General features: G+C 65.0%; 25 protein-coding genes. 7 read left to right on the top strand and 18 right to left on the bottom strand.

What is annotated here, in order from left to right; translation table 11 throughout:
- Positions 1-141: 141 nt before the first annotated feature.
- Positions 142-1,326 (bottom strand): tyrosine-type recombinase/integrase, encoded by a 1,185-nt coding sequence (locus ACWCQM_RS26485; RefSeq protein ID WP_450917611.1) that lies wholly within the window; start codon positions 1,324-1,326, stop codon positions 142-144.
- Complete coding sequence (locus tag ACWCQM_RS26480; protein ID WP_450917610.1) at positions 1,301-1,864, bottom strand: hypothetical protein; 564 nt, start codon at positions 1,862-1,864, stop codon at positions 1,301-1,303. Before ACWCQM_RS26480 ends, ACWCQM_RS26485 begins: the two co-directional genes overlap by 26 nt.
- Before the next feature lie 142 nt (positions 1,865-2,006).
- On the opposite strand from ACWCQM_RS26480, the gene ACWCQM_RS26475 reads away from it, so the two are divergent.
- Positions 2,007-2,171, top strand: coding sequence for a helix-turn-helix domain-containing protein (locus ACWCQM_RS26475; protein ID WP_382850460.1), 165 nt, complete (start codon positions 2,007-2,009; stop codon positions 2,169-2,171).
- Between the two features lie 109 nt (positions 2,172-2,280).
- Positions 2,281-3,228, top strand: a complete 948-nt coding sequence (locus tag ACWCQM_RS26470) for an AAA family ATPase (protein WP_450917609.1) — start codon at positions 2,281-2,283, stop codon at positions 3,226-3,228.
- Positions 3,229-3,785: 557 nt separating this feature from the next.
- On the opposite strand, the gene ACWCQM_RS26465 is transcribed toward ACWCQM_RS26470, so the two are convergent.
- The 4 genes from ACWCQM_RS26465 to ACWCQM_RS26450 all read right to left on the bottom strand — a co-directional run bounded on the left by ACWCQM_RS26465 (position 3,786) and on the right by ACWCQM_RS26450 (position 12,214).
- Positions 3,786-5,780 carry an ATP-binding protein gene (locus ACWCQM_RS26465; protein ID WP_450917608.1) on the bottom strand — a complete coding sequence of 665 codons (1,995 nt, stop codon included), beginning with the start codon at positions 5,778-5,780 and terminating at the stop codon, positions 3,786-3,788.
- Between the two features lie 178 nt (positions 5,781-5,958).
- The gene (locus ACWCQM_RS26460; RefSeq protein ID WP_450917607.1) at positions 5,959-9,423 is read right to left on the bottom strand and encodes a DEAD/DEAH box helicase family protein; all 3,465 of its coding nucleotides are present in this window, start codon (positions 9,421-9,423) and stop codon (positions 5,959-5,961) included.
- Positions 9,424-9,488: 65 nt separating this feature from the next.
- Positions 9,489-10,697 carry a restriction endonuclease subunit S gene (locus ACWCQM_RS26455; RefSeq protein ID WP_450917606.1) on the bottom strand — a complete coding sequence of 403 codons (1,209 nt, stop codon included), beginning with the start codon at positions 10,695-10,697 and terminating at the stop codon, positions 9,489-9,491.
- The gene (locus ACWCQM_RS26450; protein WP_450917605.1) at positions 10,694-12,214 is read right to left on the bottom strand and encodes a type I restriction-modification system subunit M; all 1,521 of its coding nucleotides are present in this window, start codon (positions 12,212-12,214) and stop codon (positions 10,694-10,696) included. Before ACWCQM_RS26450 ends, ACWCQM_RS26455 begins: the two co-directional genes overlap by 4 nt.
- Positions 12,215-12,449: 235 nt before the next feature.
- Between ACWCQM_RS26450 and ACWCQM_RS26445 the strand changes: the two genes are divergently transcribed.
- Positions 12,450-12,932, top strand: coding sequence for a hypothetical protein (locus ACWCQM_RS26445; protein ID WP_450917604.1), 483 nt, complete (start codon positions 12,450-12,452; stop codon positions 12,930-12,932).
- 256 nt (positions 12,933-13,188) lie between these two features.
- Positions 13,189-13,479 carry a hypothetical protein gene (locus ACWCQM_RS26440; protein ID WP_450917603.1) on the top strand — a complete coding sequence of 97 codons (291 nt, stop codon included), beginning with the start codon at positions 13,189-13,191 and terminating at the stop codon, positions 13,477-13,479.
- 56 nt (positions 13,480-13,535) lie between these two features.
- Here ACWCQM_RS26440 and ACWCQM_RS26435 read toward each other — a convergent pair whose 3' ends face one another.
- From ACWCQM_RS26435 to ACWCQM_RS26380, 12 genes are all read right to left on the bottom strand, one after another.
- Positions 13,536-13,796, bottom strand: a complete 261-nt coding sequence (locus tag ACWCQM_RS26435) for a hypothetical protein (RefSeq protein ID WP_450917602.1) — start codon at positions 13,794-13,796, stop codon at positions 13,536-13,538.
- 10 nt (positions 13,797-13,806) lie between these two features.
- On the bottom strand, positions 13,807-14,088 hold the full coding sequence (locus tag ACWCQM_RS26430) for a DUF7848 domain-containing protein (RefSeq protein ID WP_450917601.1): 282 nt from the start codon (positions 14,086-14,088) through the stop codon (positions 13,807-13,809).
- Positions 14,088-14,288, bottom strand: coding sequence for a hypothetical protein (locus ACWCQM_RS26425; protein ID WP_450917600.1), 201 nt, complete (start codon positions 14,286-14,288; stop codon positions 14,088-14,090). The genes ACWCQM_RS26430 and ACWCQM_RS26425 overlap by 1 nt, the downstream gene beginning before the upstream one ends.
- A gap of 67 nt (positions 14,289-14,355) precedes the next feature.
- Positions 14,356-15,186 (bottom strand): helix-turn-helix domain-containing protein, encoded by an 831-nt coding sequence (locus ACWCQM_RS26420; protein WP_450917599.1) that lies wholly within the window; start codon positions 15,184-15,186, stop codon positions 14,356-14,358.
- Positions 15,183-15,728, bottom strand: coding sequence for a DUF6879 family protein (locus tag ACWCQM_RS26415; protein ID WP_450917598.1), 546 nt, complete (start codon positions 15,726-15,728; stop codon positions 15,183-15,185). Before ACWCQM_RS26415 ends, ACWCQM_RS26420 begins: the two co-directional genes overlap by 4 nt.
- Positions 15,712-15,903, bottom strand: coding sequence for a hypothetical protein (locus ACWCQM_RS26410; RefSeq protein WP_043408965.1), 192 nt, complete (start codon positions 15,901-15,903; stop codon positions 15,712-15,714). The genes ACWCQM_RS26415 and ACWCQM_RS26410 overlap by 17 nt, the downstream gene beginning before the upstream one ends.
- A gap of 457 nt (positions 15,904-16,360) precedes the next feature.
- Positions 16,361-17,608: a tyrosine-type recombinase/integrase gene (locus ACWCQM_RS26405; protein ID WP_299528246.1), complete on the bottom strand. Its 1,248-nt coding sequence runs from the start codon at positions 17,606-17,608 to the stop codon at positions 16,361-16,363.
- Positions 17,609-17,646: 38 nt separating this feature from the next.
- A complete protein-coding gene (locus tag ACWCQM_RS26400; RefSeq protein WP_450917597.1) occupies positions 17,647-17,829 on the bottom strand; it encodes a helix-turn-helix domain-containing protein in 183 nt (60 codons plus the stop codon).
- An 876-nt stretch (positions 17,830-18,705) separates the two neighbouring features.
- Positions 18,706-18,948, bottom strand: coding sequence for a DUF397 domain-containing protein (locus ACWCQM_RS26395; protein WP_450917596.1), 243 nt, complete (start codon positions 18,946-18,948; stop codon positions 18,706-18,708).
- A complete protein-coding gene (locus ACWCQM_RS26390; protein WP_450917595.1) occupies positions 18,945-19,811 on the bottom strand; it encodes a helix-turn-helix domain-containing protein in 867 nt (288 codons plus the stop codon). The genes ACWCQM_RS26395 and ACWCQM_RS26390 overlap by 4 nt, the downstream gene beginning before the upstream one ends.
- A gap of 935 nt (positions 19,812-20,746) precedes the next feature.
- Complete coding sequence (locus tag ACWCQM_RS26385) at positions 20,747-21,664, bottom strand: formylglycine-generating enzyme family protein (protein WP_299528242.1); 918 nt, start codon at positions 21,662-21,664, stop codon at positions 20,747-20,749.
- A gap of 9 nt (positions 21,665-21,673) precedes the next feature.
- On the bottom strand, positions 21,674-22,456 hold the full coding sequence (locus ACWCQM_RS26380) for an aminotransferase class IV family protein (protein WP_299528241.1): 783 nt from the start codon (positions 22,454-22,456) through the stop codon (positions 21,674-21,676).
- A 269-nt stretch (positions 22,457-22,725) separates the two neighbouring features.
- On the opposite strand from ACWCQM_RS26380, the gene ACWCQM_RS26375 reads away from it, so the two are divergent.
- From ACWCQM_RS26375 to ACWCQM_RS26365, 3 genes are all read left to right on the top strand, one after another.
- The gene (locus ACWCQM_RS26375) at positions 22,726-23,220 is read left to right on the top strand and encodes a DUF6415 family natural product biosynthesis protein (protein ID WP_450917594.1); all 495 of its coding nucleotides are present in this window, start codon (positions 22,726-22,728) and stop codon (positions 23,218-23,220) included.
- A gap of 232 nt (positions 23,221-23,452) precedes the next feature.
- Complete coding sequence (locus tag ACWCQM_RS26370) at positions 23,453-25,354, top strand: glycoside hydrolase family 15 protein (protein ID WP_450917661.1); 1,902 nt, start codon at positions 23,453-23,455, stop codon at positions 25,352-25,354.
- Positions 25,355-25,384: 30 nt separating this feature from the next.
- Positions 25,385-26,905, top strand: a complete 1,521-nt coding sequence (locus ACWCQM_RS26365; RefSeq protein ID WP_450917593.1) for an ATP-binding protein — start codon at positions 25,385-25,387, stop codon at positions 26,903-26,905.
- Positions 26,906-26,929: the final 24 nt, after the last annotated feature.

Here is a 26,929-nt window from a genome sequence, read left to right as displayed (position 1 = left end):
AATGTGACGCCATGTCACGCATCACACGTTGAAGCGGAACGTTCATGGAGCTCCGTCCTCCCCAGTGTTCCCAAGGGTTTCAGCCCCTTCGAGGGGCACAGGGTCAGCACCAAGTCAGCACCGTGTCGCCGAGTCAGCACGTCATGCCGCCATGGCGACGGCGCGTGCCGGCGACGGCCGAAGGGCCTGCTGCATCACGTCCCGGCATCGGTCCCACGCTTCCGGCACGAGGTGCCCGTACGTGTCGACGGTGGTCTTGATGTTCCGGTGACCGAGCCAGCGGCTCACTTCGTGGATCGGGACGCCGTTCGCGAGTGCCGTAGAGGCGAAGAAGTGGCGCAGCGAGTGGGGGGTGTACTTCGGCTTCTTGTCCGGGGTGAACACGCCCGCCGCCGCGCATGCCTTCCGCCAGTGGTAGCCGTAGGTCGAAGCCGTGGGCATCTTCCCCTTGCCCCGCTCGCGCGGCGCGAACAGCGCCTCCACGCCATCGACCTCGACCGTGCCCCAGCGCTTCAGGTGGTTGCCGATCTCCTGGTCCAGGAACGTCGGCGTGGGCACGTCCCGGTACTCGTCCACCGTTCGGTGCTTGAGCGGTACGAACCGCGTCACGCAGTCCCCCTGGTTCGCCTTGGCGCTGATCTGCCTGCGCAGCCGCAGGAAGCCTTCCCGCTGGCAGTCGGAAGTCAGCCCAAGGGCCTCGCTGATACGCAGCCCAGCGCCCGCCTGGAGCCACACCGTGAGCCGGTACTGATCGGACATGGCGGCTGCGATGGCGTACACCTCTGCCAACGTCGGTATCGCGTCCGGGTCGACGGCCGCGCCCGCCGTCTTGATCGGCGGCATTCCGTCGCACGGACTCTCGGGTATGCGCCTTTCCTTGACGGCCGTCGTCATCATGGCGCGCAGGATGTTCATGCGGTCGTTGACCGTCGATGCCGCCAACCCACCGTTCATCATCGCGGTTTGGAGCTTCTTCACGTCTGAGACGGTGACGCTGGCGAGGGTGCTCGCACCCAGCGCGGGAAGCAGGTGGTTCGAGATGAAGCCCTGGTAGTTCCGTCGGGTCGACTCGTTCACCTGGTGCTGCGCCAGCCACTCCTCCGACCACTTGCGCATGGAGATCTGCCCGAGCTGGTGGTCGATGTAGACCCCTGCCCGCTTGTCGTTCTCCGCTTTAACGCCGAAGCTCTCGGCTTCCTTCTTCGTGGGGAACGACTTCTCCCGCTGGGGCCCGGTCCGCCCGCCGGGCTCGCGGTAGCGGACGGTCCACAGGTGCGCGCACCTGGTCTTGTTCCGGCAGTCACACTTCTTCAGTACCTGCGCCACTCTTCATCCCCCTAAGTATCTGCACTGCCTTGTCCGTGAGCTGCCCGCCCGCCTTGCCTTCGACCTTGGTCAGGAAGCCTCGCTGCCGCGCGGCGCGTAGGTGCCCCTTCACCGTGGCCGGATTCAAGTCGAACCCCACCGCCAAGCGTTGAGCGGGGGCGCGCTCTCCTGCATCGACGAAGTGCACGTAGAGGGCGGAGAGCACCGCAAGCCGCTCATCCGTGAGGCCACCCGGAAGGGAAGCCAGTCGCTCGCCAAGCTTGCGGATCTCCAAGTCTGTGGCCTTCGCCAGCGACCGCATCGCAGCGAAGTCCGCGCTTGGCGTGGTGTTGATCCGCCGAAGGACGGTGCTGGAGATGCCGCGCGCTACCTCCTGTGGGTCGGCATCATCCGCAGGAGCAATGTGGATCTCTCGCGGCCCCACGGTTCCGGCGGTGCCCTTGGGCCAGTGCATGGTCACTGCCCAGGCACCCATGCGCTTGATGACCGTCACACCGTCTCGCGGCTCGGCATCCAGTGGCTTAGGTGTCGGGTTCATAGCTGCACCGTAAGTAGCCACCACACCCCAGTCAAGTCCGGATTAAGCAACACCGGACTTGACCAAGCCAGACTGATCCACTCAAGATGTGAAGGCCCCGCCCACCATCGACAGGAGTCTGCCTTTGCACCACCACCGCCTCATGACCGTTGACGAGCTGGCCGAGTACCTGGGCAAGAAGCCCGCGTGGATCTACAACAACCACCGGGCTCTCGGCATCCCGTCCCGGAAGGTCGGCGGAAGCCTCCGCTTCCGACTGTCAGAGGTCGACCGCTGGATCGACCGAGAGTGCCCCGTCTCGGCCTGACTGACCTTCTCCCCGTCTGCACGCAATCGAAAGGAGGTCACATGATCCCGCCGCCCGGCGGGAGGGCATCGGCGCACCTACGCGCCGCAAGAAGGGACGGTCTCCCGCCATGGGTGCCATCAAAAACAGAGGCCGACTGCTCCACCAGATCGAGCGCGTTCCGTACGAGGACGCATTCCTCATCGGCGATCTGCTCACTACCAGGATTACGGTCCTGTCCGGGGAGCCGAAGGCCGGGAAGACCCTGCTCAGCGCAGGTATGGGCATTGCTCTGCTCAACGGAGAGCCGACGTTCCTCGGTCAGCCCGTACATCAGAAGCTGGACCACATCGTCTACGGCCTCACGGACGACGGCGCACCTGAGGAGCTGAAGGAGCGCCTGCACGGCGCCGTTCCAGACGACTCGATCACCGTGTTTCCCGTCGAGGATCCGGGGCACTCCGGCTACTGGCCCGGCATCGTGGACGACCTCATCGACATGAAGCCCGGCCTGTTCGTCCTGGACAACATCATCGGTGCGCTTGCCCCCGGCGAAGACATCTCGTCCCCCGTCACCGCACAGCGCATCATGCGCAGCCTGAAGCCGATCAGCGAAGCGGGCATCCCTACGCTGCTCGTGACCCACACCCCCAAGGGGGCAGCGGAAGGCGTGACCGTCGCCTCGTCCCCCATCGGCGGCCGTGCGATCGCAGCCGGCGCCCGAGCCGTGGTGGCCCTGCGCAACTCCGGGAAGCACGGACGCCGGATACACACCGCCATCAATCGCGCCACGGAGGACTTGGACCTGCACGTTTCCGTGCGCCCAGCCAGCGAGTCCAGCGAGGTGCCGATATGGGAGCGCGTAGATACGAAGCCTCAGCGCGAGCCGAGCATCCATACAGCGGCTCCGTGGCAGGCGCTCCTCGCCCAGCAGATCGTCAGGGAACAGCCGGAAGAGACGTCCATCGCCAGACTCGCCCACCGCTACGCCGCCACAGTCGGCAAGGCGGTCAGCACCCTCCGGGCGGAGCTCCCGAAGCTCGTCGTCCACAGCGGGGAGGGGTGGGCAGCGGCGTAGTGAGCTGCTGATGATGACGCCTCCCCCTTATAGAGACATCGTCATCAGCACCCACCTCGCTCCGCTCGGCAAGCCTCGCTCCGCACATGACTTGCGTACCTATGCAAGTACGTCAGGCCCTCTGAACTCTGGCGGCCTCCGGCCGACCAGCACGCAGGCCGCTGGGGACTGCGAAGGCCAGAAGCCTCGATGTCTCTCAGGCAAGACGGCGGCTCCCCGAAGGATTCGCTGAAACAGCAAGACGCTTTACGTAAGTACGCGAGTACGTCCAGCGGCGAAGCCGTGAGCCTGTGCAGCGGCGAAGAGCAAGTACGTGAAGGGGTAAAGCAGTTCGACCAGGAAGCGGCCTGTCGGCCGTTCTTCATGAAGACGACTCACCAGGCTCGGCTTCCCCTTCCTTGCTGACCTCTTCGCCGCTACCTTCCTCAAGCCGCAGGGGCGGCCCTCTCGTCAGGAGTTGTTCAGGCTCATGCCTCGCTCTGGCTCTTCGCCCTTGCCCGTCCACCTTTGCTCTTCACCGCCGCTGCGTACAACGTCGATCTACCCCAAGACACCCCTCAAGGGGTGACGGCAGCTCCGACCGAACCGCTGTCCCCCGACCTCGCCGCGGGTACTGTGCCGTCGTTCACCAGGTCCACGACCGTATCGGCGTGTTCCCTGATCAGATAGTCCATAGCGTGCTCGGTCGACGACTGGTACTCAAGCTGCTCGCTGTAGAAACGAAGCCGCTCCTGGGCATCCTCAATGATCTCGCCCCAGGTACGCACCCAGATCCGGTACGTCGGCTGCGTGACAGCGCATCCGGGCATTCGGTCCGGCTGGTGGGCGAGTTGACGGAGGCCTTCGTCCATCGCGTTGCCGACGAGCCAGAAGTCCCAAGTCACCTTAGGTTCCCGGAACCTGTCGTCGCTCATGACCGCTTGCGCGTAACTGTTGATCTGCGCGAACTCAGTCATACCGAGAGTGACACTCGGCCTCTTGAGTTCCACCACGAGATGGTGCCGCTCCCCTCTCCGCTGCCGGGCAGCACGGGACAGCATCAGGTCGACAATCCCCCGACTCCCGTCCTCTCTCAGGACAGGGTCCGGAGCCGGCGCGTCGCGGTCGAGTAGACGGCAGTGCTGCCTCAGCACCTCGTTGAGACTGCGGTCGCTGACATGCAGTCCGTACTCCTCACCGAAGATCCAGCACTCGTTCTCCAGGATTCGGTGCAGCTCGGTGCGTTCCTTGACCCGCCCCTTGGCCACGGGCTCGAAAACGAGGTGCTCCAGAGCCGACAAGAAGTCGAGGCGTCCGGTCGTCGCTGTCGACGCCTTGATCAGGGCGGACAGCGGCGTACGGTCCAGCAGCCGGCTGAGTTCTGTCTGCTCCTGCTTTGAGAGCGCGAAGAGCTCCTCGGCGATGCGCAGCACTTCGCCCGGCTCGTGGGTCAAGACGGAGCGCAAAAGCGCGAAGGACACCTTCTGGGCCCTCTTGCTCGCCGGCAGGTGCCGGACGACCGCGGTCGCCACGGCGTCGAAGGCCTCGCGCTCCGCGCGCTCCTGGTCATTTGCAGGCTCGCCTGCATACGGGTAGAAGCCTTCCGCACGCCACGAGTCGACGAGCTCACGACGGCGCTCGTCGGCGCGGGAACGGAAGTGCTCACGCATTCGCTCCCGGGCTTCGGCCAGTACCTCGGCAGCGGGCCCCTCCGGTGTCCAATCGGCGAAGGCGAGGTCGCCGACCGAATCGTCCTCGAACCCCGACCAGGAAAGGTACGCCGTGAAGTGGAACCCCGGAGCCTGGATCTCCGGCTTTAGCTGTGCCAACGACATACCTCGGCCGTCGCAGAGAATCAGAGCCCGGGAGTACGGACGTGACCATTCGATAATTTTCAACTGGGCCGTCGGCTGAGGACTTCCTGACGGAGCCGCCACCTCGTGCGAATCGACTCGAACCTGCTCCGACGACGGGTCCAGCCGAGTCCCGTCGTACGTGATGGAGATGTCCGGGTACGCCTCCAGGTGAAGTGCGAAAGCAGCGGTGAGCGCGGTACGGGCGGCGTCCTCGGTGAGCTTCTGGAGATCCTCGCCGCCAAAAGCTTCAAAAACCGTCCCTGTCGCTTCGGCCGTCGGCTCGGGATCGCTAACGTCGAACTCGTCCATGGAGCTGCGATCGGACTCGATGACAACACGACGGCGGATCCCCTGCGCCCCGCTCACGCTGGTCCAGCGCACCTCGCTGCCGAGCGCGAACGCCCTAACCCGGCCCCTCCCGTTCTTCCCATGCAGCACACGCTTCTTGACCTCACTGACCTGCGTGCGCTTCTTCCAAGACGTACCGATCTGCTCGAAGTAGTCGCTGCACTTCTCCGCTGCGATACCAGTGCCGTCGTCGATCACAGCTACCCGGTCGACTCCGTCGAAGTCGTTGCGCTCAAGTACGACAGTAACGTTCTCGGCATCCGCGTCGAGAGAGTTCCAGATCAGCTCCTCGACGGCTCCGACAGGATGGCGCAGGCGTGCCAGTTCCTCGACGTGCCCCCGCCCTACGGTCAACCGAAGCTTCGCCATGGGTCACCACCTTTCGCGTCATCTCGTGGGGTCTAAAGGGGAAGCGGCGGAACGCCTCCCCTGTCATTAACTCGGATGCCGGGTGAACGTCACTCGATGATGTCGAGCTGCGGCAGCCCGCCCACGAGTTTCGTCGTTTCCAGGACGACTGTGACGTTTCGCCGAGCGCTTCTCCGTGCTACGCCACGACGGCAGTGGCGCGGATGGACTTGATGACCTCCCCCATCCGGTCGATGTCGGCTTCATCGAACAGGTCCTCCGGACCGCGAGGGGCAAGGGCGTTGAACGGCGGGTCGTACAGCACGGCGACGTCGGCAATGCCGTTGCGGGCCACGTAGTCAACGAGCAGATCCACATAACGAAGCTGGGCGCTGGAGAAGGTCCGCCCCCGCTGGAACTTTTCGAAAGCGTCTCGGGCGGCCTCTCGCTCCAGGCCAGTCAGGGCGCGCAGGAAGATGCCGAGCCCGCCGTCGGCGTTTCGGGTGCGATCGAGGTCTGCCTCGGTGCCAATGCCGGCTTCAAGGAAGATCCGTTCCAACTCGCTCAGGTCGGAGGCCGTGACCTGCCGGTTTCGACGGATCTTCTGGATCGCCAGGTGATCTTCGTGCGCGCGCAGGTAGATCTTGAGCTTCTGCTCGAACCGGGTCAGGTCGGCACCGATAGCCGTGCCCTGCAACTGGGCGACGGCCAGCTCGCCCAGCTCGTCCTCGAAGTCGGTGTAGACGATGTTGCGGCGGGCCTTCGGGATGAGCTTGACCAGACTACGCAGCCGACGCCGCATCGACTCCAGCATCGGCAGCGTCACGTCCTGCCACCACTCATCGCCGACCAGCTCATCGATCAGCTCCTGCTGAGCCTGGACCGTCGGGATCGTGTACTGGTCCTGGAGCGAGGAGGCAATCTCCTGCACCTGGGCGCGCAGCCGGTCGTAACCAGGGTCGCCGCGCAGCACCGCGAGCTGCAGCCGGAGAGCAAGGAGGTCGAACCGCTTGGCCTCCTCACTGCTGTCCTCGTCGCGGAACGCGGTCGGCAGGCCGGCGAGGTGATCAAGGACCTGAGCGTGCTTCTCCTGGGTCAACGAGAGCCAGGCGTCCAAGCCGGAGAAGGCGTCCAAGTACTCCCGCTTGGGGCGGACCAGGAAGTTGTCCGGGTTCATCGCCGTGACTTCCTGGTGCAGCCGCTCGGCCAGGTCGTGGCGGAGCCCGACGGTGGTCTTCGTGCCGTCGACCGGCTGGGCTGCGGTGTCTGCCCCGTGGTCGGTCCCTGCCTTCGCCTGACCGTCCGGGGTGGATCCCTCGCCATCCAGGGCCAGCAGCAGGTCTGCGCGGCCCGTGAAGATCCTCTGCGCCAAAGACGGCCCGAGCTTGCCCTCTGCCTTCATGAGGTTCTGGTTGAAGAACTCGATGTTCTGGCACAGGTCGAAGACCAGGAACCCGTCCTTGTCCCGGTTGGGGCCGAACAGGTCAGGGCAGAGTCGGGTTCCGCGACCTATCATCTGCCAGAATTTGGTCTTGGACCTAACGAGCTTGAAGAAAACGAGGTTCACGACCTCGGGGATGTCCACGCCGGTGTCCAGCATGTCAACCGAGATGGCGATGTGCGGAGCCTTGGTCGGGCTAGAGAACTGATCGATCAGGCTCTGCGCGTACTCCTTGCGGTAGGTGATGACCTGCGCAAACTCCCCCCTGTACTCGGGGTAGTTCTCGTTGAAGCGCTTCGCGAGGTGTTCGGCGTGGTCATTGTTCGCGGCGAAGATGATGGTCTTGCCGAGCCGGTCTCCACCCGCCACCTTCACCCCGTGGGTCATCAGGGTCTGCAGGGCCAGGTCCGCCGTGTGGTCGTTGTAAAGGTACTTGTTCAGCTCCTCGGAGCTAACCTCGTCCGGAATACTGCCGTCCTCGGTCCAGTCCAGGTCGTCCCAACGCTCCTTTTCCTCGTCGGAGAGATCGGCGTACCTGATGCCACCGCGCTGGAACTTCAGCGGCACCTCCACGGCCCGGGCCGGTACGAGGTAACCGTCGGCGACGGCCTCCTCAAGGCTGTACACGTCAGTCGGAACACCGTCCTCCAGTTGGAAGCGCCGGTAGGTGTTCCGGTCGATCTCGTCCTTCGGCGTCGCGGTCAGACCGACGAGCAGAGCATCGAAGTAATCGAAGATCGCACCGTACTTCTGGTAGATCGACCGGTGTGCCTCGTCTACCACGATCAGATCGAAGTACCCCGGCCCGAAGCGACGCATGCCCGAGTCGTCCACCTCGTTGATGAGGTTTATCAGCGTCGGGTACGTCGAGACGTACACCCGAGCGTTGGTGTTCTTCTCATCCAGAAGATTCGCAACCGGCGCGCCCGGCAGCTGGTTCTTGAAGGCGTTCGCGGCCTGCTTGACCAGCACCTTGCGGTCGGCGAGGAAGAGCACTCGCTTGACCCAGTTCGCCCGCATCATCAGGTCGGACAGCGCGATCACGGTCCGGGTCTTGCCCGAGCCGGTCGCCATCACGAGCAGGGTGTGCCGCGCCGCGTCGGACTCGAACGCTTCGGCCACCCGCCGAATCGCATGCGACTGGTAAGCGCGGCCAGCGATCTGGTCGTTGATCGGAAGCTTCGCAAGATTCTGCCGCCCGGCCCTGCGCTGCACCAGGAGCCGCAGCTCCTCCTTGGTGTAGAAACCCTGAATATCGCGCGGGGGGTAGTTCAGGTCATCCCAGATATAGGTGTGGTAGCCATTGGTATAGAAGATGACCGGTCGCTGCCCGAACTGCTTCGCAAGCGCGTCCGCATAGAGCTTGGCCTGGTGCTGCCCTACCCTCGGGTCCTTCGTGGTGCGCTTGGCCTCCACGACCGCCAGAGGCTTCCCATCGTTATCCCAAAGGACGTAGTCGACTTTGCCCTTACCCGTCTTGGACACCGACTCCGGCAGGCCCGTGATCGAGAACTCCCGGTCGCTCGGCTGGTCCAGCGCCCAGCCGGCCTCCTTCAGGAGCAGGTCGATGATCAGCGTACGAGTCTCGGACTCGTTGTAGTCGTGCGTGTCGACGCGCGCCTCGTTGGCAGCCTTCGCGGCCTTGATCTCCGCGCGGAGGGTCTGCAACTCAGCATCGAGGTCCTGACTCTTCCGCCGCTCAGCTGCCAGCTCCTCCTGCTGCGCGGCGAACTGCTCCGCCAACTTCTTCAGCTCGGCCTGCTTTGCCAGTCGCACGCTGGCCGGCTCCGGGCGTGGCACGAGCGTCGAGTCGAAGGCCAGGCCCGGCGCGGGCAGGTTCGCCTTGTCCACAGCGTAGGTGCGTGCCAGCCAGTACATGACATGGAACAGTTCGCCCACGACCCGCATTGCATCGTTGACCGACACCGGCGTCTTGCGGTGCACCGCGGCGTTCCCTTGCCGCCGGATGACGTCCATCTTCGTGCGGATCGCCGGACCCACGACCCGCATAAACGTCGGCTCCGAGAGCATCGCCGCCAAGTCATCCCGATACGGCCGCTGGAGCGCCTCGTCCACCTCGAACATCCAGGTGACCCCAAGCTCCACCGACCGCCGCGCATAGAAAACGGCCGCGCGCGGATCGGCTACCGCCAGCCGCTCCGCACGCGTTGCCTCCCCGTAGAGGTCAGACCACTCGGCCTTGAGGAACTCGAAGTTGCTCACGTGGTGCCCTTCCCTAGTACTCAGGTCAACGAACGAAAGGAAAAAGCTGTCTCCGGCCCAACTGGTCAGGCTGCTGAGGAATCAACCCACAGCTCACCCCGGAACGCGCGGTGCTGGATCGAGGCCATGAGCGCATCGAGCATGGCTAGATGGTGCTCCTGCTCAGCCTTGAGCATCCGTACAGCTCGAACCCGCTGCACAAAATCGGCCTGCAACTCGATTGGCGGGAGATGCACAGGCAGCTCTTTGATGATGCCCATGTTCAAACCCGCCATGATCGCACCCTTGGCGTTGCGACCAAGGTAGGCACGGGAGACTGGATGCATCAGGAAGTAACCATGCAAGAACTCTGGAAGGCAGCGGGACTTATCGAGCGTGATGCAGCAGAGGTGCTTGGTGTTGATCGCTACGGGGATGTCATCGGGAACCACTGCGCAGCGTCCACACGTACCCATGATGGTAATCAGGACATCGCCCGGGCGAACGGTATACCGCACGAGCTTCGCGTACTTCTCCTCCGTGATAAACCTACGCCCTTGCCACTTGAACTCGTTATCGACGGCATTGTCGATGCCAAGAACGGCGATTCCAGAGTCAACGAACTCCTCATGCAGGAGTTGACTCCCAAAAGGGCCGGTCCGGATCGCCGCTTTCTGGCCATCTGTGAGATCGGCGACGGTCACACGCGGCCATGCAGCATCGGAATCGCCAAACATTTCGATGAATACTGACCTGACAAGGTCATCAAAGAGGGCGATAGCCTCATGGCGTTTGGTTCGCAATGCCTCCGCCTGATCGAGGGCCTGCACAATGCGTCGCTGCTCAGACAAGGGAGGAATAGGGATCTGCAGGCGCGCCAACTTTGACTTATTCAGCGTCCTCCCCATTGCCGCACGGTCTGCATCACCGGTTAGGTTGATAGACCGAAGAGCCCAGTACAGAAAAGCTGAGTCAATCCGCCCGGGGTCCTTGACGGGAAGGGCCGCGATCGCCTCATTAGTGTAGATTGGAATTTCGGAAATCCCCACTTTTCCGATACTCAACTTAAAGCTCAGGAGGACAGTTCCGGCGGGAACGGGTGCGCCCATCACCTTATCTGCGGCAAGGTGAGTAATCTGCTCCTTGGTGTTCTTCAGCCGGCGCCCTTGTTTCATGTCGGCAATGGAGAGCCAGGGATGTCCCACCCCCCAGTACTCTCGCTGACTGCGAGACGGAGTGCGCCCAATTCGAATTTCACAGATGTCGGAAAGGGCAGACATTTCCCACCCGCTCATCCCAGCATCCCCTTCAGCTCGCTCATCCCCCGTTGGATCTCTGTTTCAATCTGGGCGAGCTCGTCCATGATCTGAGCTGGCGAGCGATGCTCAACCTCTTCGTGCACGGTCTCCTTGTAGCGGTTAATGCTAAGGTCGTACCCTTGGGCAGCAATCTCTGCCTTGGGAACGCAGAAACTCTGTTCGGTCCGGGCACGGCCTTTCTCGCTACCGTTGCGAAGATTCCAGCGGCGCAGTACATCCGGGAGGTTGTTCTTTTCGTGCTCAGCCGCGGTCAGCACTCCCACTTCCGGCACAGCCCCAAGTCTGTCCTCATCCAACAAAGGACCGCGCTTATCATCCAGGCTCAAGCCATCAGCGGTGACCTCATAGAACCACACGTTGTCCGTGCCGCCGCTGTTGGTCTTGGTGAAAAACAGGATCGCCGTCGAAACGCCCGTGTACGGCTTGAAGACACCGCCTGGAAGGCTCACGACCGCATCGAGCTTGTGGTCTTCAACGATGATCTTCCGTAGTTCCTTATGAGCCTTCGTCGAGCCGAAGAGCACCCCGTCTGGGACGATCACCGCAGCACGTCCGCCCGGCTTGAGCAGGCGCAGGAACAATGCGAGGAACAGCAGCTCGGTGCTTCTGGTCTTAACCACCTGCTGCAAATCTTTAGCCGTGGCGTCATAATCCAGGCTTCCTGAGAACGGCGGGTTAGCGAGGATCAGCGAGTACCGCTCCGCCTCTCCTGCCGCGCTCTCCGCGAGCGAGTCACGGTAGCGAATGTCCGGGTTCTCCACCTCATGCTGGAGCATGTTCATCGAGCCAATCCGCAGCATGGTGCTGTCGAAGTCGAACCCGTGGAACATGCTCTCGTTGAAGTGCCGACGCTGCTCCGGCTCCAGCAGAGCTTCATGATGAGTCCTGCTGACGTACTCCGCCGAAGCGACGAGGAAGCCCGCTGTACCGCAAGCAGGGTCACAGATCTCGTCCTTCGGCCCCGGGCCTGTCATCTCCACCATCAAACGGATGATGTGCCGTGGCGTGCGGAACTGCCCGTTGTGTCCTGCCGTCGCAATCTTGCCGAGCATGTACTCATACAGGTCGCCCTTGACGTCCCGGTCACCAATCGGAATCTCGTCAAGCATGTCGACGACCTTCGCCAAGAGGTTCGCCGTAGTGATAGTGAACCGGGCGTCCTTCATGTGGTGGGAGTACGTCGAGTCCTCGCCACCCAGGTTGCGTAGCCACGGGAACACGCCATCGCGCACAAGGACGAGCATGCTGTCCGGCGCCTCGTTGGTGAAGCGGGACCACCGAAGCCGGTCCGTCTCCGTGGTGTAGATCGGGTTCTCGATCCGTCGGCCTGTACGGTTCGCCCGGTTCTCCTTCGCCGACTGGAGGTCATCCAGGCGGCGGATGAACATCAGGTAGGTGATCTGCTCGATCACCTCCAGCGGGTTCGAGATCCCGCCCGACCAGAAGGCATCCCATACCCGGTCGATCTTGCTCTTCAGCTCACCCGTAATCACACGCGAAGGCTAGCGGACGACACCGACAACCCGCTGAGGTCCCGGAGCTCTGCCTAGGACGACCGTGAAGAGACGCGTGCGAGCCTCACCGGCTTGCGGACCTCGGACTCCGCTGGCCACTCCCCGACCAACAGCTAGACCGAGCCAATGGCCATCAGCTCAGCCAGGTTGAAACGCCCCACTGAACTTGATCGGCAATGTCGGTAATGGCCTGACAGCCGAGAATGGATCCGGTATGTCTGTGCAAGTGGATGACCCTGCCGAGGCCCCCGAGGTCAACAACCAGAACGCCGCCACGCCCAGCGAGCCCACCCCGGAGGGCGGCGACCCTACCTCCTTCGCCGAGAAGACGAAGGACTGGTACGGGAGACACAAGCCGAAGATCCGCGTCGCTCTCGGCGTGACTCTGGCCGTGGGCCTGGTCGTGGTCGCCCATCTCCACGGGAGGCGGGACGGCGAGAGGTACGACGCCGAGGACATCGGGGATTTCGAGCCGGACTCCGACCGTGAAGCCACGGATGAGCCTCGTCAGTCCGCCCTTGACCCTGACCGCGATCCCTTCCTTCGAAGGCTCCCCGCCGGTCAGCAGGCTAGCGAGGCGGCCAAGGAGAGGTACAGAGAACTGACGGGCAACGAACTCCCGTCCGGCTACACCTTGGTCCGCCGGTGGTTCTTCTTGAACCCGGGGGACGAGGACCCTGGCGAAGCCGCAGCCTGAGCGCCAGGTCGAGGGTCACCGCGGCCTCTCATTCCTGTACGGTGCCGGCGGAGCCGCTGCAGAACGTACTACCGTCGCTGACCTGCGACTACTCTCGCCGCCGGAGGGTGCGGAGCAGGGCCCGTCGACCTTGAAACCGTGGCAGAATCCGAGGTGCTAAGACGTGGCGGTTGGGGGAGCAGGGCCAAGGGGTCATACCCCACCCCCTGGCCCGCCTGCCCTCCTGAATGATGGGTTCCGGCCGTACGCTCCCACTGTGATCAAGCTGGCGTGGGCCGTGGTGGCCGAGCACATGGACGGGTGGACGGGCAGCGACGTGGAGCAGGGCGCGGCTGTCATCGAAGACAGGGTGGGCGCCTTGGTCGACGCGAGTGGCATGCAGCCGGAGGCGATACGGCACTGGAGGACGGACTTCCTCGGACCTGTGGTCGAGTCCCTCCGCGCCGAAGGGGCGGCGGCGCTCGCCAGGGGCGAATCATGGAGCAAGGCCGCCGGACCGTTCCTGGCGTGCGCCTCCCCGTCAATGGAGCACCCGTCCACTTCGTAGTCCGGCGGGCTGACTGCGCTGCACTGTGGCCACGTCAGGTAGACGAAGAGTGAGAATCAGCACCGGGGCCCGGTGTCGGCTACTCCCGGGACGTGTGTCGCGGGCCCGTGATTTGCTTCTGACAGCACATCTCCCGCTTGGCCGCCTCCGCGCTGCTCTGCTTCCTCGCGTTCCTTGTTCTCCCGCTGCATCGCGTCGTAGGCCGCCTCCACCTGTTCCCGCGGGAAGCCGAACCTGTTCAGCACCCACCAGACACCTGCGGCCGTCGGCTCGGGGGCCTTGGCCAGCTCACGTTCGAGCCATTCTTCCTTGGTCATGGTCCTCTTCTCAGGTGGTCGTCTTCGGGGCGTGTTCGCCCTCCAGCGCACTGGGGCGTTCGTCTGCTCCTGCCCTCACCACGAAGGCGAAGGACGTACACAGACGCCGGAAGCCCCGGTGTCCGCTGCGGGCGCTGTGGCCCATGCACTCGACATCGACAGCGGCCCCGTCCTGAGACGGCTGCGCCGTCCAACCGCATGCGTAGCTCAAGCACTCGGCTTCGAAGGTCACGTCCGTGTCCGGGTGCTGGGTGATCCGATGCGTCACGTACCGCAGTACGGCGCAGGTCATTACTCGGCCCCGTGCTCGTCGCGCAGGTGCGCGCGCAGGGACACATTCACGTCGGTCGCCTTCGAGTAGTCGCCGGCCGAGACGGCGTTGGCCCGACGCACCGCGTGGTGGAGACAGTCACGGCAGCCGGAGACCGGCTCGGGCGGAGCCTTGGGGAGAGACAGGTGTACGGGACCCGACTGGACGGTGCTCGACTTCATGGCTGCTCCCCGGCTCGGTGTCGGCGCTGGTCACCGTTCCATCGTTAGGGCGCAGGTCAGGCGGGGTCTAGCTGGTTTCCTGTTGCTGCAAGAAGCCGTCGCGGATGTGCTCGACAAGGCTGCGCATGGCGTCGCCGTGCAGGGCCGTGGCCGTGAAGCGTTCGAACTTCGCGATGTACAGGGACACGTCCCTGGGGTCGGTGACGGTCATCTCCGCATGGGTCGTCTCGACGGTCACCGCGCGGTCGTCGCGGATCACGAAGGAGTGGCCCGGCGCGTCCTGCTGAGGAGCGGCCAGGGGTACGACGCAAATGTCCACGTGCGCCAGACGGGACAGGGAGAGCAGCCGGTCGAGCTGTCCCGCCATCATCAGCGGGGGCAGCATCCGCCAGCGCACCACGGGTTCGGTGAGAACGAAACGCAGGTCCTTGCTGTCGTCGTAGAGAACGGTCTGCCGTGCGATGCGGGCGCTGACCGTACGCGTCAGCATCTCCTCGCCGAGATCCTTGCCCGCCAGGACGGCCCGGATGTACTCGGGCGTCTGGAGCAGGCCGGGGACCAGGGATGGCTGGAAGAGCCGGAGCAGGGTCATGTTCTGTTCGAGCGCGTGAATCTGCTCCTGTTTGCGGTGGTAGCCCATGCGGCGATACAGGCGCCAGGCCGTCGCCTCCGTGGCCTGAGCGCGCGCCACGGACATGTACTCGGCCTTGATCTCCTCCGAGACGCCGACAGCGGTGAGGATGCGTTCCACATCGGCCACGCTCGGCGCAGCCCGACCGTTCTCGATCTTGCTGAGCTTGCTCGTGGACATGACGGCGCTGCGGGCGACGGCCTTGGCCTCCTTCCCGGATGCCTGCCGAAGCGCCCGCAGCGCCGCTCCCAGCTCTGCTCGGTTCACTCCGTCCCGTGCTTCTCCCACCACTCGGTGAAGGGCACCGACATGGCCAGGGCGACGCTCCGGTACGTGGCGTACTCGAACTCCTCGCCTGTCGGCAGAGGCGTTGCGGCCGGTACGAAGGTGGGGCCGGTGAAGGCGCCGTTCTCGTCGTAGTTGAGGATGACCGGCTCGCGGCCGTCGAAGAGCCAGAAGTCCGGCACGCCTCGCAGGGGGTTCGGGCGGTCGGTCACGTCGAGGATGTGGAACTCCTCGCCGGCCGTCATGTTCGTCAGATAGCCCCAGCCCATTTCGTAGCGCAGGTACGGGGTGAGCGGACGGGACAGGACGTGGACTCGGACCATGTGCTTGCCGCTCTCCGTGGCCCGGCGCACGGTGTCCAGCCACGCGGCGTTGTAGTCCGCGGGCTTCGCCTCCCCCGCGAGGAAAGCTTGGTAGGCGGCCGGGTTCCCGGAGTTGCTGTAGTCGTCCAGGGTCTCCAGCCGGAACGCCTCTTCCTCGAAGGTGGAGAAGCGGGCCGCCAGGTCGTTAGATGCGCTGATCACGGAGAACCTTCCGGAGGAGTTCTACGGGGATCTCGACCACGGTCTCGTGTGCGGGCAGCGTCAGCCCGTGATCGGCCGGGGTCTCGCCCTGCACAAGGACCGTGCCCCGGTCGGTGAGGTAGAGCGTCGGGCAGTCCCCGTTCTCACAGTTGCTCGCAAGCTTGGTCACGCGCACGATGCCCCCTCGGTCGACTCGATCCCTCTCTGCCCTACCCGATACTCCCGGCCGCTCAAGCGCGGGAGCAAGGGGTCTTGCTTTCCACAACAGGAAACCGGGCCGCATCACGGCCTCTCGCACAAGCCAAGGCGCCGCCCCAAGCCGTCGGATCGGCCGTGGACAGCCAGGCCAGCGCAACCGACGAGCCATCAGCAGAGTCAGCACCAAGTCAGCACACCCCCAGGAAGAGCCCGGAATCGGCAGGAGAAAACAGGAAGGGGCCAGACCCGAAGATCTGGCCCCTGAACTGGGGTTTCTTACCCTGACGAGCCACTTCGGCCGATCAGGGAATCAGGCACTACACGTTGAAGCGGAACGTTTGACACAGGGCTCCCACCTGCGGAAACGTTTCTTCTGGTGATCGGATCCAGCACCGATCCAGCACGGTAGGAAGCTATCCAGCACGCTCAGCACCTCAGGCCGCCGAGCTGTACTTACCGGGTTCCTCCGGAGTGTCGCCGAGCACCGGGCCCATGGCCTTCTGCATGATGGCACGGCAACGGTCCCACGCTTCGGGAACGAGGTGGCCATAAATGTCGACAGTGGTCTTGATCGACTTGTGGCCGAGCCAGCGCGAGACCTCGTGGATCGGGATGCCGGCCGCCAGGGCAGTCGAGGCGAAGAAGTGGCGAAGCGAGTGCGGGTGGTACTTGGGCTTCCCCTCGGCATCCACCAGCCCGGCGGCCTTGGACGCCTTCCTGAAGTGGTACGAGTAGGTGTTCGCAGTCGGCATCGTGCCTTTACCCCGTTCGCGTGGCGCAAAGAAAACTTCGACCTGCCGCGACCTCCCAGCCGCGTTCTGGAACGAGAGCGGGACTGGCTCCCAAACCTCCGCATGGGCATTGATCTCGTCGCAGACGAACTGCGGAGCAGGCACATCGCGGTACTCACCCTCGTCACGGTGCTTCAGCGCCACCAGTCGGGTCTTGCTGTCGCCTCGGTGAGCCTTCGAGCTGATCTGCCAGCGGATGCGGATCACGTCGTCGCGCAGGCATCCGACATGGAAGGCGAGGGCCTCGCTGACCCGCATGCCTATACCGGCCTGGAGCCAGATGGTCAGCTTGTACTGCGGCGACATGTGCTCGTACAGGAGGCGAACCTCGTCAAGCGTGGGGATCTCGTCCTCATCGACCGCGTGGTTACCCGGAGCAGTCTTCACATCCCTGGTCGGGTCCTCCTGGATGACCTTCTCTTCCTTGGCGGACCAGAACATGTGCTTGACGAGCTTCATGCGGTCGTGGACCGTGCTCGCGGCGAGCTTCTTACTGATGGCCGCTTTGAAGTGCTCGACATCGCGCTTCGCGACTCCGGCCATAGTCTTCCGACCGAGCAGGGGAATCAGGTGTGTATCGATGAACCCTCGATAGTTCGAGTACGTGGAGTCCCCGATCACACGGCGGTTAAGCCAGTCCTCCGCGTAAGCCCGGACGGTGATCTTCCCCGCGTTGGGGTCGATGTACGTCCCGACGCTCTTGTCGTTCTCGACCTTGCTGGCGAAGTTGTCTGCCGTCGTCTTCTTGCTGAAGCTGGCTTCCCGCTGCCCGCCAGTCCGGCCGCCTGGCTCTCTGTATCTCACGGTCCAGTCGTGACCACAGCGAACCCTCTCGCATGGAAAAAGAGGGCTCCTCTCGTCGGTCTTGCACCTCTGGAAAACGGTGGCCATGGGCTCCTCTCTCGCGCTGGGGCGTGGCTGCGCAGCCGTTACCCGTAGTGTTCATCGAGGTAGGCGACGATGTCGCGCTCACGAAATCGCAAAAGGCGTCCCACTTTCTGGGCCTTGAGACCCCATGCCCGGTATTTATTCTTTACGGTGATCTCGCTGACCTTTAGCCATGCAGCCACTTCCTCCGGAGTCAGCAGACGATTGCTGCCTCCCGCAGTCAACGCGTCACGTTTTTCACCCCGGTGGCCTTTTCTGGCCTAAACCGCACTACGTCACACTCCATCGGCGAAGGCACCGTTGCGGATTAGCGACGGACACCACGGTCATTTGGGCAACAGCGGACAGTGCCGTTCCTCCTGACAACTGAGTGCACGACGCGATCCGCTGCGTCTGCTGTAGCTCCACCGCCAAGCACAGCTACTGCGAGCTCCTCAATCGTCGCGACGATCGCCGGTTTGGCTAACCGGCGATCGTCGGCTATGTTGCCCGCCGCATCACCCGCTCGAAGGGTCTCCTCGCCTTCCCCACCCACATGGGAGAGGAGGTACGAGCAGGGGGCTCCGGACGTGCCGTCCGAGGTGACTACTAGAAGCCCGTGTGTGCGAGGTGAGCCGGCCAAGATTCGCCGTGACGCGACGTTCAGGCATCCCGAGTGGCCTGTGCAACCTCGCAGGCTGTGGCGCCGGGACGCCGTGCCACGTGCGCGAGAACCGCGCGGTCGCTGCGGTCCCCCCGCTGCAGGCGATTAGAGGAACTCACACCAGGGGCCGATATTCGCGGCACGTGATTCCAAACCGCCTTGGATCCTGATCACGATGAAGAAGCAGCACCTCCTGGCGTTGTTTTTGCGGGACGTTGTACGTTGACATAGTCCTCGCCCAGCTATCCAGTCCTTCGCCGCTTTTTCCTGTCTGCCGTGGGCGAATGCACCGATGTTGCCATCCAACGGCAGCAGAACGCAGGACCTACCAGGGCTGAAGCGAAGACGCCGACGCGCGCCTTCGGAGGCATGGGGCTTGCACGAGAAGGGCCCGCACCCCCTTGTTAAGGTCAGGGATGCGGGCCCTCCTCTACAGGCCCCGTGCGCCGGCCTGCTGCTAGCCGGCCAACTCGCAGTCGACGGCGCCGCTCTTCACCGTTCGGATGAACGACGCGTACACACCGCAGGGGAGGATCATGGCCGAACCCTGTCGGTCCTTGGAGTCACGGACTCCGACCAGGTTGCCCCGACGGGCAACCTCAACGCAATTGCCACCGCCCTGGTCGCTGAACGAAGACTTGAACCAGGATCCTTCCGGTGCGAACTCCGTAGAGGGAACGGGCTTCGTGTGATCAGTCATTTCCACAGTTTCTTGTCGAGTTCCATCAGGATTGACGGCGTCTGGGAGGGCCCTGGCGCCGCCTTGACCATGGCATCGAACTGCCTCTGGTACTGCCCAACATCGGATGGCTTCGACCACATGGTGATGGATCTGTGGCCGTCGCCCTGGACCACCGCATCCAGCTCATCGAACTCCAGCACCGTGAAGCAAAAGCCTGCGCGATAGGTGGACAAATCTTCGGGGATGATCTGCACCTCTACGTTGTCCTGTTCGCAGAGGCGGATGATCTCCGCGTACTGGCGACGCATCACATCAGGACTGCCGATCACCGTGCGCAGCGTGTTCTCGGTGAGGATGATGTGTACTTCGCGACCGCTGTCCAGCAGTGTCTTGCGTTCCATGCGGGCTTGAACGCTGCGCTCGACGGCGTCAGTCGTTCGCTCCTCCACGATCTTGGCCGAGCCCATGAGGGCCCTTGCGTACTTCTCGTCCTGAAGCAGGCCGTGCACCACGTTGTTCTCGAAGCCCCGGATGCGGACCGAATCCCGCTCCAGACCGAGGTACCGGGGCATACCTGAGGGGAGCACGTTCCGGAAGGTCGTCAACGGTTCGCTCTTGAGTGAATCGCGCTGCATCTGGAGCAGGACGTCACGGTCGGACGGCTCTATGACGTCGTACTCGTCCATCAACGCTTCGAGGTCCGCCAGCTTGGGCAGCGGGATCTCGCCGGCCTCCACCCGGCTCAGCTTCGATCGCGAGAAGTTCAGCTTCGTGGAGACAGCTTCGGCGGTATAGGAGTCCGCCTCGCCACCGGGCTCGGCCGTCGCCTCGGCTTGCTTCTTCTTTCGTTCGCGCAGTTCGCGCAACTCCTTACCGAGCATGACCCGCAGGTACGTCGGTCCCCGTCGTGCCGCCACCTGTCCCCTCACCTCGCTGCTCCGTGTACCAAGTCCTCTCCCCTGCCCGCGAGATCGTGATGCCTGTGCGTCGGCAAGGGGCCTGTGTCCGGAGTCTGACACGGCGCGTCCTCTCTGCAACACCCCCTGCCCACTAGCTGGCACATGCCAGTTAGGGCTCATTTGGGGATTCCCTTGAATGTTAATTAGCGCGCGCAGCAGAGTAGTTGCGGCTGCCGGACCAGAGGTTCGTTCGGCCACCGCTGGGGCCGTTCACCCCTGGCTTAGTGCGCGGCACGTTGCCAACCCAAGGATCGCGAAGGTAACCGCCGCGCCGACACTCCCACACCCCGTCAAGAGCCGAGGCCCGTGATGCGCCAGAGCACCGCCCGCAGGAAACCGACCTCCTGGATGGATCAGGAGCGCGATCTCGAAGAGTGGCTGAACCCCAACCGGTTCCGTGTCAGGGCCGATGCATACGGTTCCCTCGCGGCTGCACGCCGAGACAACCTTGAGCAGATCGTGGCGCGGGCACGAGCCCGTGGGCGGATGCCGCGTGTTTGCCTGTACGCGCTGGCCTTCGGGGGCCAGGAGCCCCAGCACTCCTTCAACGCAGCTGCTGCGTGCGCGGTTCGCCAGTGCTGGCAGGTGGGAGCTGGTCAGTCTTATGCCGACCACCACGGCGCCGGTGCTCCTACGGCGCGGCCCGGTTGGTGCGGTGTAAGGCGGCAGATCCTCGCTGGGTACGCGGATGGGGTCGTAGTGGTTACGGCCGACGTCATCAGTTCTCACGTTGACGAATACCGGCAGGAACTCGACTGGTTCGAGCACAGGGGCTTCGTCGCCGTGGTGATCCCCGAGACTGGCCAGGGGCAGGCATGAGGGCCAGAGCCGTCCACGTCTGGCGTGCTGACCTGGCCCTAGGGGGCAGCGACGCAGCGGAACCCTGTGTCGTTGTCCTTCATCGACGTGGAGGCAGCGTTCATCAGGGACGGCGCTGCCCGTCCGATCGGGGACGTGAACGCGGAGCCCTTCAAGTGACGCCGTCCGTTGCCGGGCTCCTCTTCGGTGCCGCACCACTCCCAGACGTTGCCGCACATGTCGAAGATGCCGAACGGGCTGGCGCCGGACTGGTAGCGGGAGACGGGGGTGGTCGTGTCGATGCCGGTCTCGGCCGTGTTTGCCTTCGCGGCTGTCGGCTCGTTGCCCCAGGGGTAGATGCGCCCGCGCGGTCCGCGAGCGGCCTTCTCCCACTGCCGTGCGGAGGGAAGCGCCTTGCCAGCCCAACGAGCGTAGGCGAACGCGTCGTGCCACGTCACCCACACCACGGGGTGGTTGGCCAGTGTGACGGGGCAGTGGCCGTCGGGCCAGTGCTGGGGTGGTCGATGACTGGTGGCCAGCACGAACTTCGCGTAGTCCTCGTTGGTCGTCGGGTAGACGTCCATGAGGAACGGCTCCAACCACACCGAGCGGTTGTCTGGACCGGAGAGAAAGATGCCCTCTTCGACGAGGGCCATGACCTTCCCGTCGACCGGGTGCCGGCGAGTGCTCGGGTCCCTTCGCAGCAGTTCCTCGGCGCGCTCGTCGTGTTCAACAGCGGCGCGTTCGGTCATGAGCGCGGCGAATCGCTGCTGGACGTCGGTCGGGGCCTGGGACAGCAGCGTATCCAGGGCCGACTGGTTGTCCAGTTCGAGTTCGATGGTCTCCCCTCGGCGTTTCCATCGAGGGACCTGGCGCGGGTTCACACCGACCAGATCGGCAAAGTCCTTCTGCTTCTCGCGCATAGCGATGCGCAGCAACTCGGCCTCTCGGCCGGTCCACCTGGTCACCCCCGCCATGGCCTTCCCCTACAGGGTCTCGCCGGGGATCGACAGGTATGCCTCCTGGAGTTGCCTCAAGACGGGGTGATCTACAGGGAACTCGGTGTCGTCAATCGCGGCCAAGGGGCGGACGCCGATCGAGGTGTTCGTGGCGAAGGCCGCGGCCATGCCCTTCGCCTGGTCCAGGGTGACGGTTGCTGTGCGGTGGTCGGCTTGCTGCTGGAGCAGAGCCATGGTGACGCCGGGCAATACGGGAGCGGCGGGCCACACCACGGTGCCCTCTTGGTCGATGAACGCCACGTTCCAGGTGCCACCTTCCGAGACGAAGCCGTCGCGACCGACGAACAGGGCATCGTCGAAGCCCGCTCGCTGGGCTGCGCCCCGGCCGTGCAGAGCACCGAAGAGGCCGACGTGCTTCACCTCGGGCAGGTCGCGCTCGTACACCTGGCTCTGGGCGCGCAGCGGGGCCGGAGGCAGGGCGCCGGCGCCGCGTACGGACACAAGAACGTGCGGCTCGTTGGCATCGGCCGGGTGGCCCATCTCGACCTTCGGGTCGTAGATCGTCACGCGCACGACGCAGGGCAGGGCCTGGCCTCCCAGGGCCTGGCGGACGTACTCGCGGACACGGTCGGGGTTCAGTGCCGCGTGCCACACGATCTCGCAGTCCCGAGTGAGGCGTTCCAGGTGCAGCGTCAGACCGCGAATGCTGCCGTCGGAGTCGACGCGCATGGACGTGAAGTGCCCGACGTTCGTAAGCGCCAGAGGGAGCAGGTCGTCTACGGATGCGGGCTTTCCATTGAGAGTCACCATGGCGCCCAGCATGTCAGGACCGTCTGCTCCGGCGGCACCCCAATGCAGGTTACTGACGGGTCAACGTCATCTGAGAGTCATTCCCAAGCCTTGGCGACGGGGTGTTCGCTGGTCACCGCGCAATCACTTCGAGTGATCGGCAGCGTGATCGGTGCTACTGCCGCGCTCTTCTGCGCTGCCCACCTGGGAGGACCCCGGTGAGCCCTGTTCCAGGCGGCGCACCAGTCGCGGCCAAGCCCAAGTGGTCTGATGTGAAGAGGAGTTCCATCATGCGTCTGCCGCTGACTTCCCGTCGGGACATCGGCTCGCGCGTTACCCCGAGCAGGCAGGGCAGTATCGGCACCACACCCGGCCCGCAGCGCGATATTGCGGTTACCGCGGCGGAGACGGTGGCGCTCGTGCTGGACGAGAAGTCGCCGCTGCCGGAGAGCGCCGGCGAGGTGGTGGAACTGGCGCGGCGCCTTCGCGGTCACATCGGACAGCTCGGGGCCGTCGTACCGCCAGGAGCCCCAGCACTGCGCGGCGCGCAGCAGCTCGCTTCGGCGGGCGTCCCCGACGGCTACATGCCGAGCAGGGTTCATCTGGTCAAGCTGGCCGAGGCCACTCAGGCACTCGTCGCGGCCGTGCAAGCTCACGGTGGTGTCCCCGCGAAGCCGATGCGGAGACGGCGTTGGTGGAGGCCACAGCTCAACGTGCTGCGCGGCTCGGTCTTCGCTGTCGCCTTCGCCCTCTTGGCTCTGGCCGCGTCGGCGCCCCGGGCATGACCGTCACCGGGGCAGTTCTGATCGCGGTGGTTCTAGGCCCGGTGGCCTGGCTGATTCTCCGCGGTGGCCGAGTGTCCTGCCGCTCCGCTCCGCAGGACGAGGACTCCGCACCGGGGCAGAACAAGCCCTCCACGCACAGGTGACCAACATGTCCCTCCTCACCTACCCTTCCCGGCCGCTGCGGCGGCCCGATGCCATCCCCGGATCCGCGGGGTCTACGGAGATCCACACGATGAAGCGTCTTCCGCGTATCGAGCAGTACGGTCTGATCGGCGATATGCAGACCAGTGCCCACGTCTGCGACGACGGGTCGATCGACTGGCTGTGCCTGCCCCGCTTCGACTCGCCTGCCATCTTCGCCGGCCTGCTCGGCACGCAGGAGCACGGCGCTTGGCAGATCGCCCCAGCCCCGCCTGCAAGTCGATCCGAGGCCGGGGCGGTCTCTGAGCGCCGGTACCTCGGTGACTCGCTCGTCCTCGAATCTTTGTGGCGCACCCCGTCCGGGTCGGCCCGGGTGCTCGACTTCATGCCGCCGCGCTCCGGGGCACCGCAAGTGATCAGGATCGTGGAGGGTGTGGCTGGCGAGGTGGAGATGGTCTCGGCTATGCGTCCGCGGCCGGGTTACGGCAGGGTCAGCCCGTGGATCCACGAGGTCGGGGGCCGTATGGTCGCCGAGGCTGGCGCGGACGCTCTGTGGTTCGACACGGGCGTTCAGCAGGTGGAGAAGAACGGCGTCATCGTCAGTACCTTCGCCATCGCCGCCGGGCAGAGCGTGGCATTCGTGCTCAGCTGGTGCCCCTCCCACGCAGCGGCACCGGACCTTCCCGACCCGGAGTCCGCGCTCGCCGAGACGCTCGCCTTCTGGCAGGACTGGGCACAGGAGTGCACCTACGACGGTCCCTACCGCGAGGCCGTGATCCGCTCCTCGATTGCACTGAAGGCCATGACCTACGCGCCGAGCGGCGGGATCGTTGCGGCGCCGACCACGTCGCTGCCCGAGGAGATCGGTGGCGAACGACAGTGGGACTACCGCTTTACCTGGCTGCGCGACGCCTCCACGACCCTGGCCGCGCTGCTGGGAACCGGGAAGCGGCAGGAGGCCCAGGCGTGGCGGCGTTGGCTGCTGCGGGCGGTGGCCGGCGACCCGGAGAACCTGCAGATCATGTACGGGATCACCGGGGAGCGTGATCTGCGGGAGCGGGAGCTGCCCTGGCTTCCGGGGTATGAGGGATCAGCACCGGTGCGGGTGGGGAACGGGGCGGCGGACCAGCTGCAACTCGACGTGTATGGCGAGGTGGTCGAGACCCTGTACCTCGCGCACCAGAGCGGTGTCGCGCACTGCGCCGACACGGCGGTCCTGCACCAGCGGCTCATCGAGCACCTGGTCCAGCGCTGGCAGGAACCCGATGAGGGAATCTGGGAGATCCGCGGGGCACGCCGGCATTTCGTCCACTCCAAGGTGATGGCCTGGGTGGCCATCGACCGCACCATCCGCCTGGCCGAGGCCGGCGCCCTAACGCTGGATCCGGTCCCCCTGGTCGAGCTGCGCGAGACGATCCACCGCGAAGTCTGCACCGAGGGGTTCGACCCGGTGCGCAACACTTTCACCCAGTCCTATGGCTCTCAGGAACTTGACGCCTCCACGCTGTTGATCGCCCGCGTCGGATTCCTTCCGCCCGACGACCCGCGCGTCGTCGGCACCGTGGACGCCGTACGCCGGGAGCTGTCCACGCCGGACGGGCTCGTGCGCCGGTACCCGACGATAGGCAAGCACACCGGGGTGGACGGCCTGACGGGTGATGAGGGTGCTTTCGTCCTCTGCTCTTTCTGGCTTGTGGACGCTCTGGCCCTGACCGGCCGCCTGGATGAGGCCCATGCCTTGTTCGAACGTCTTCTCGCGTTGCGCAACGATCTCGGCCTCCTCGCCGAGGAGTACGACCCCGTCCAGCAGCGCCAACTCGGGAACTTCCCGCAGGCATTCAGCCACATGGGCCTGGTCCAGAGCGCTCTGCTGCTGCATCAGCTGGCGGCACAATCCTCTCCTCACCGGGGCGCGGTGGCGGTTCCGGCGCGCCGTTTCCCCTCACTCGGGTTGCTACAGAACCGCAAGGCCCCGACGTCACAGCACGCCTAGCCGTCCCCTTTTCCACTGACGAGGATCCTTATGTCTGACAGCCCGTTCCCGACACGGCCGGCCGCGACCGGCCATCGCCGACGGCGATCGCGACGGACCGATGCCTTCACGGTGCACTGCGTCCGTCGTGCCGTGGTGCTGCCCCTGTTGCTTCTTTCGGGCCTGGTGGGCGTCGCCTTCGCCGTCTGGTCGACGGCTGCGGTGCCTCTCGGCTGGCTCCTGGTCGGCCTGGTCTGCGGAGTGGCCGCGGTCACGCTGGTAGCGACCCGCGGAGTGCGTACGGCCGCCGACGCCGTACAGACAGCCGCAGAGCAACGGCGAGCTGCGGTACTGACCGCCGTCGCGGGAGCGGCGGCGGCCATCGAGAAGTCGGTGGCGTGGTCGGCGGACGAACTGTGCCGAGGAACACGACCGCCCCTTCCGGACACTCAGATGCCGCAGCCGGCCAGTGCGACCGCAGAGATCGACAAGGCGCTCGGTGCACTCCAGGTGCAGGCCGTCGCCTCGCTGATACGCGTGCACGACGAATCCCAGTCCGTCGTCCTTCTGGACGTACTGCGCCGCCTGGCCACGCGGGAGCACGCCCTGGTCGGGAAAGCACTCGAAGCACTGACTCAGCTGGAGATGTTGACCGACGACCCGGAACTGCTCGCGAAGATCTTCGAGATCGATCACCTCGTGACGCGGATGCGGCGTCAGGTGGAGAGCACGGCGGTGCTGGGCGGGCAGTCCCTGCGCAGTGTGCGCCGGCCGGTGCCCGTCACGACCACGCTGCGCGGTGCGATCTCCGAGGTGGTGCAGTATCCGCGCGTGGTGGTCGCGGCGGGGTCCGTGGGGGGCGAGCTGGGGCTTCCCGGACATGTAGGCCCGGACCTGACGCACCTGCTGGCCGAGCTGATCGAGAACGCCTGCGAGTGCTCCGACCCGGCAACGAAGGTAATGGTGCGAGCGCAACGAGTGCCGAACGGGCTGGCAGTCGAAGTCGAGGACCGGGCCATCCCCATGCACCCGCAGACCCGCGCCCAGATGAACCATCTACTCAAGGCCCCCGATGAGGTCGATGTCAGCGGTCAGGTGCGAGACGGCCAGCTTGGCCTGCTGGTCGCCGCGAAGATCGCCCAGTCACACGGGCTGTCCGTTCTCCTGCAGGAGAACGTGACGGGAGGCACCACCGCTCTGGTCGTCATTCCGGCCCGGCTCCTCGTGGCGATTCCCCACGTCGGTGACGCGAACTCTCGACGCCCGGAAACACGCCCCTCCACGCTCCCGCCACGGCGGACTGCCGCAGCGATGGCTGCCCCTTCGACAGGGCAGGTCCAACATCCGACCGCCGTAGGCCAGCCGGGAGCCGACAGGGCGAGGCACGTTGCTCCAGCGCCCGACCTTCCCCGGCGTACACGGCAGGCCGGTTCCTTCCCCCCACCTCGTGAGCGGGAGCAGGCCCCTGCGACCGCACCGACGCCCGGGCTCGCAGCTGCCTTCCGCACGGGCATCCAGGTCGGCGGGGCCGCCGGCGCTCCTCCCACTCCGGCAGAGCAGCCCAGGCCCTGACCATCGCCCGTTCTCTCCCCGTTC

It is taken from the genome of Streptomyces sp. NPDC002125, from assembly GCF_053593715.1.
This window is presented reverse-complemented; position numbering and strand designations above follow the sequence as displayed.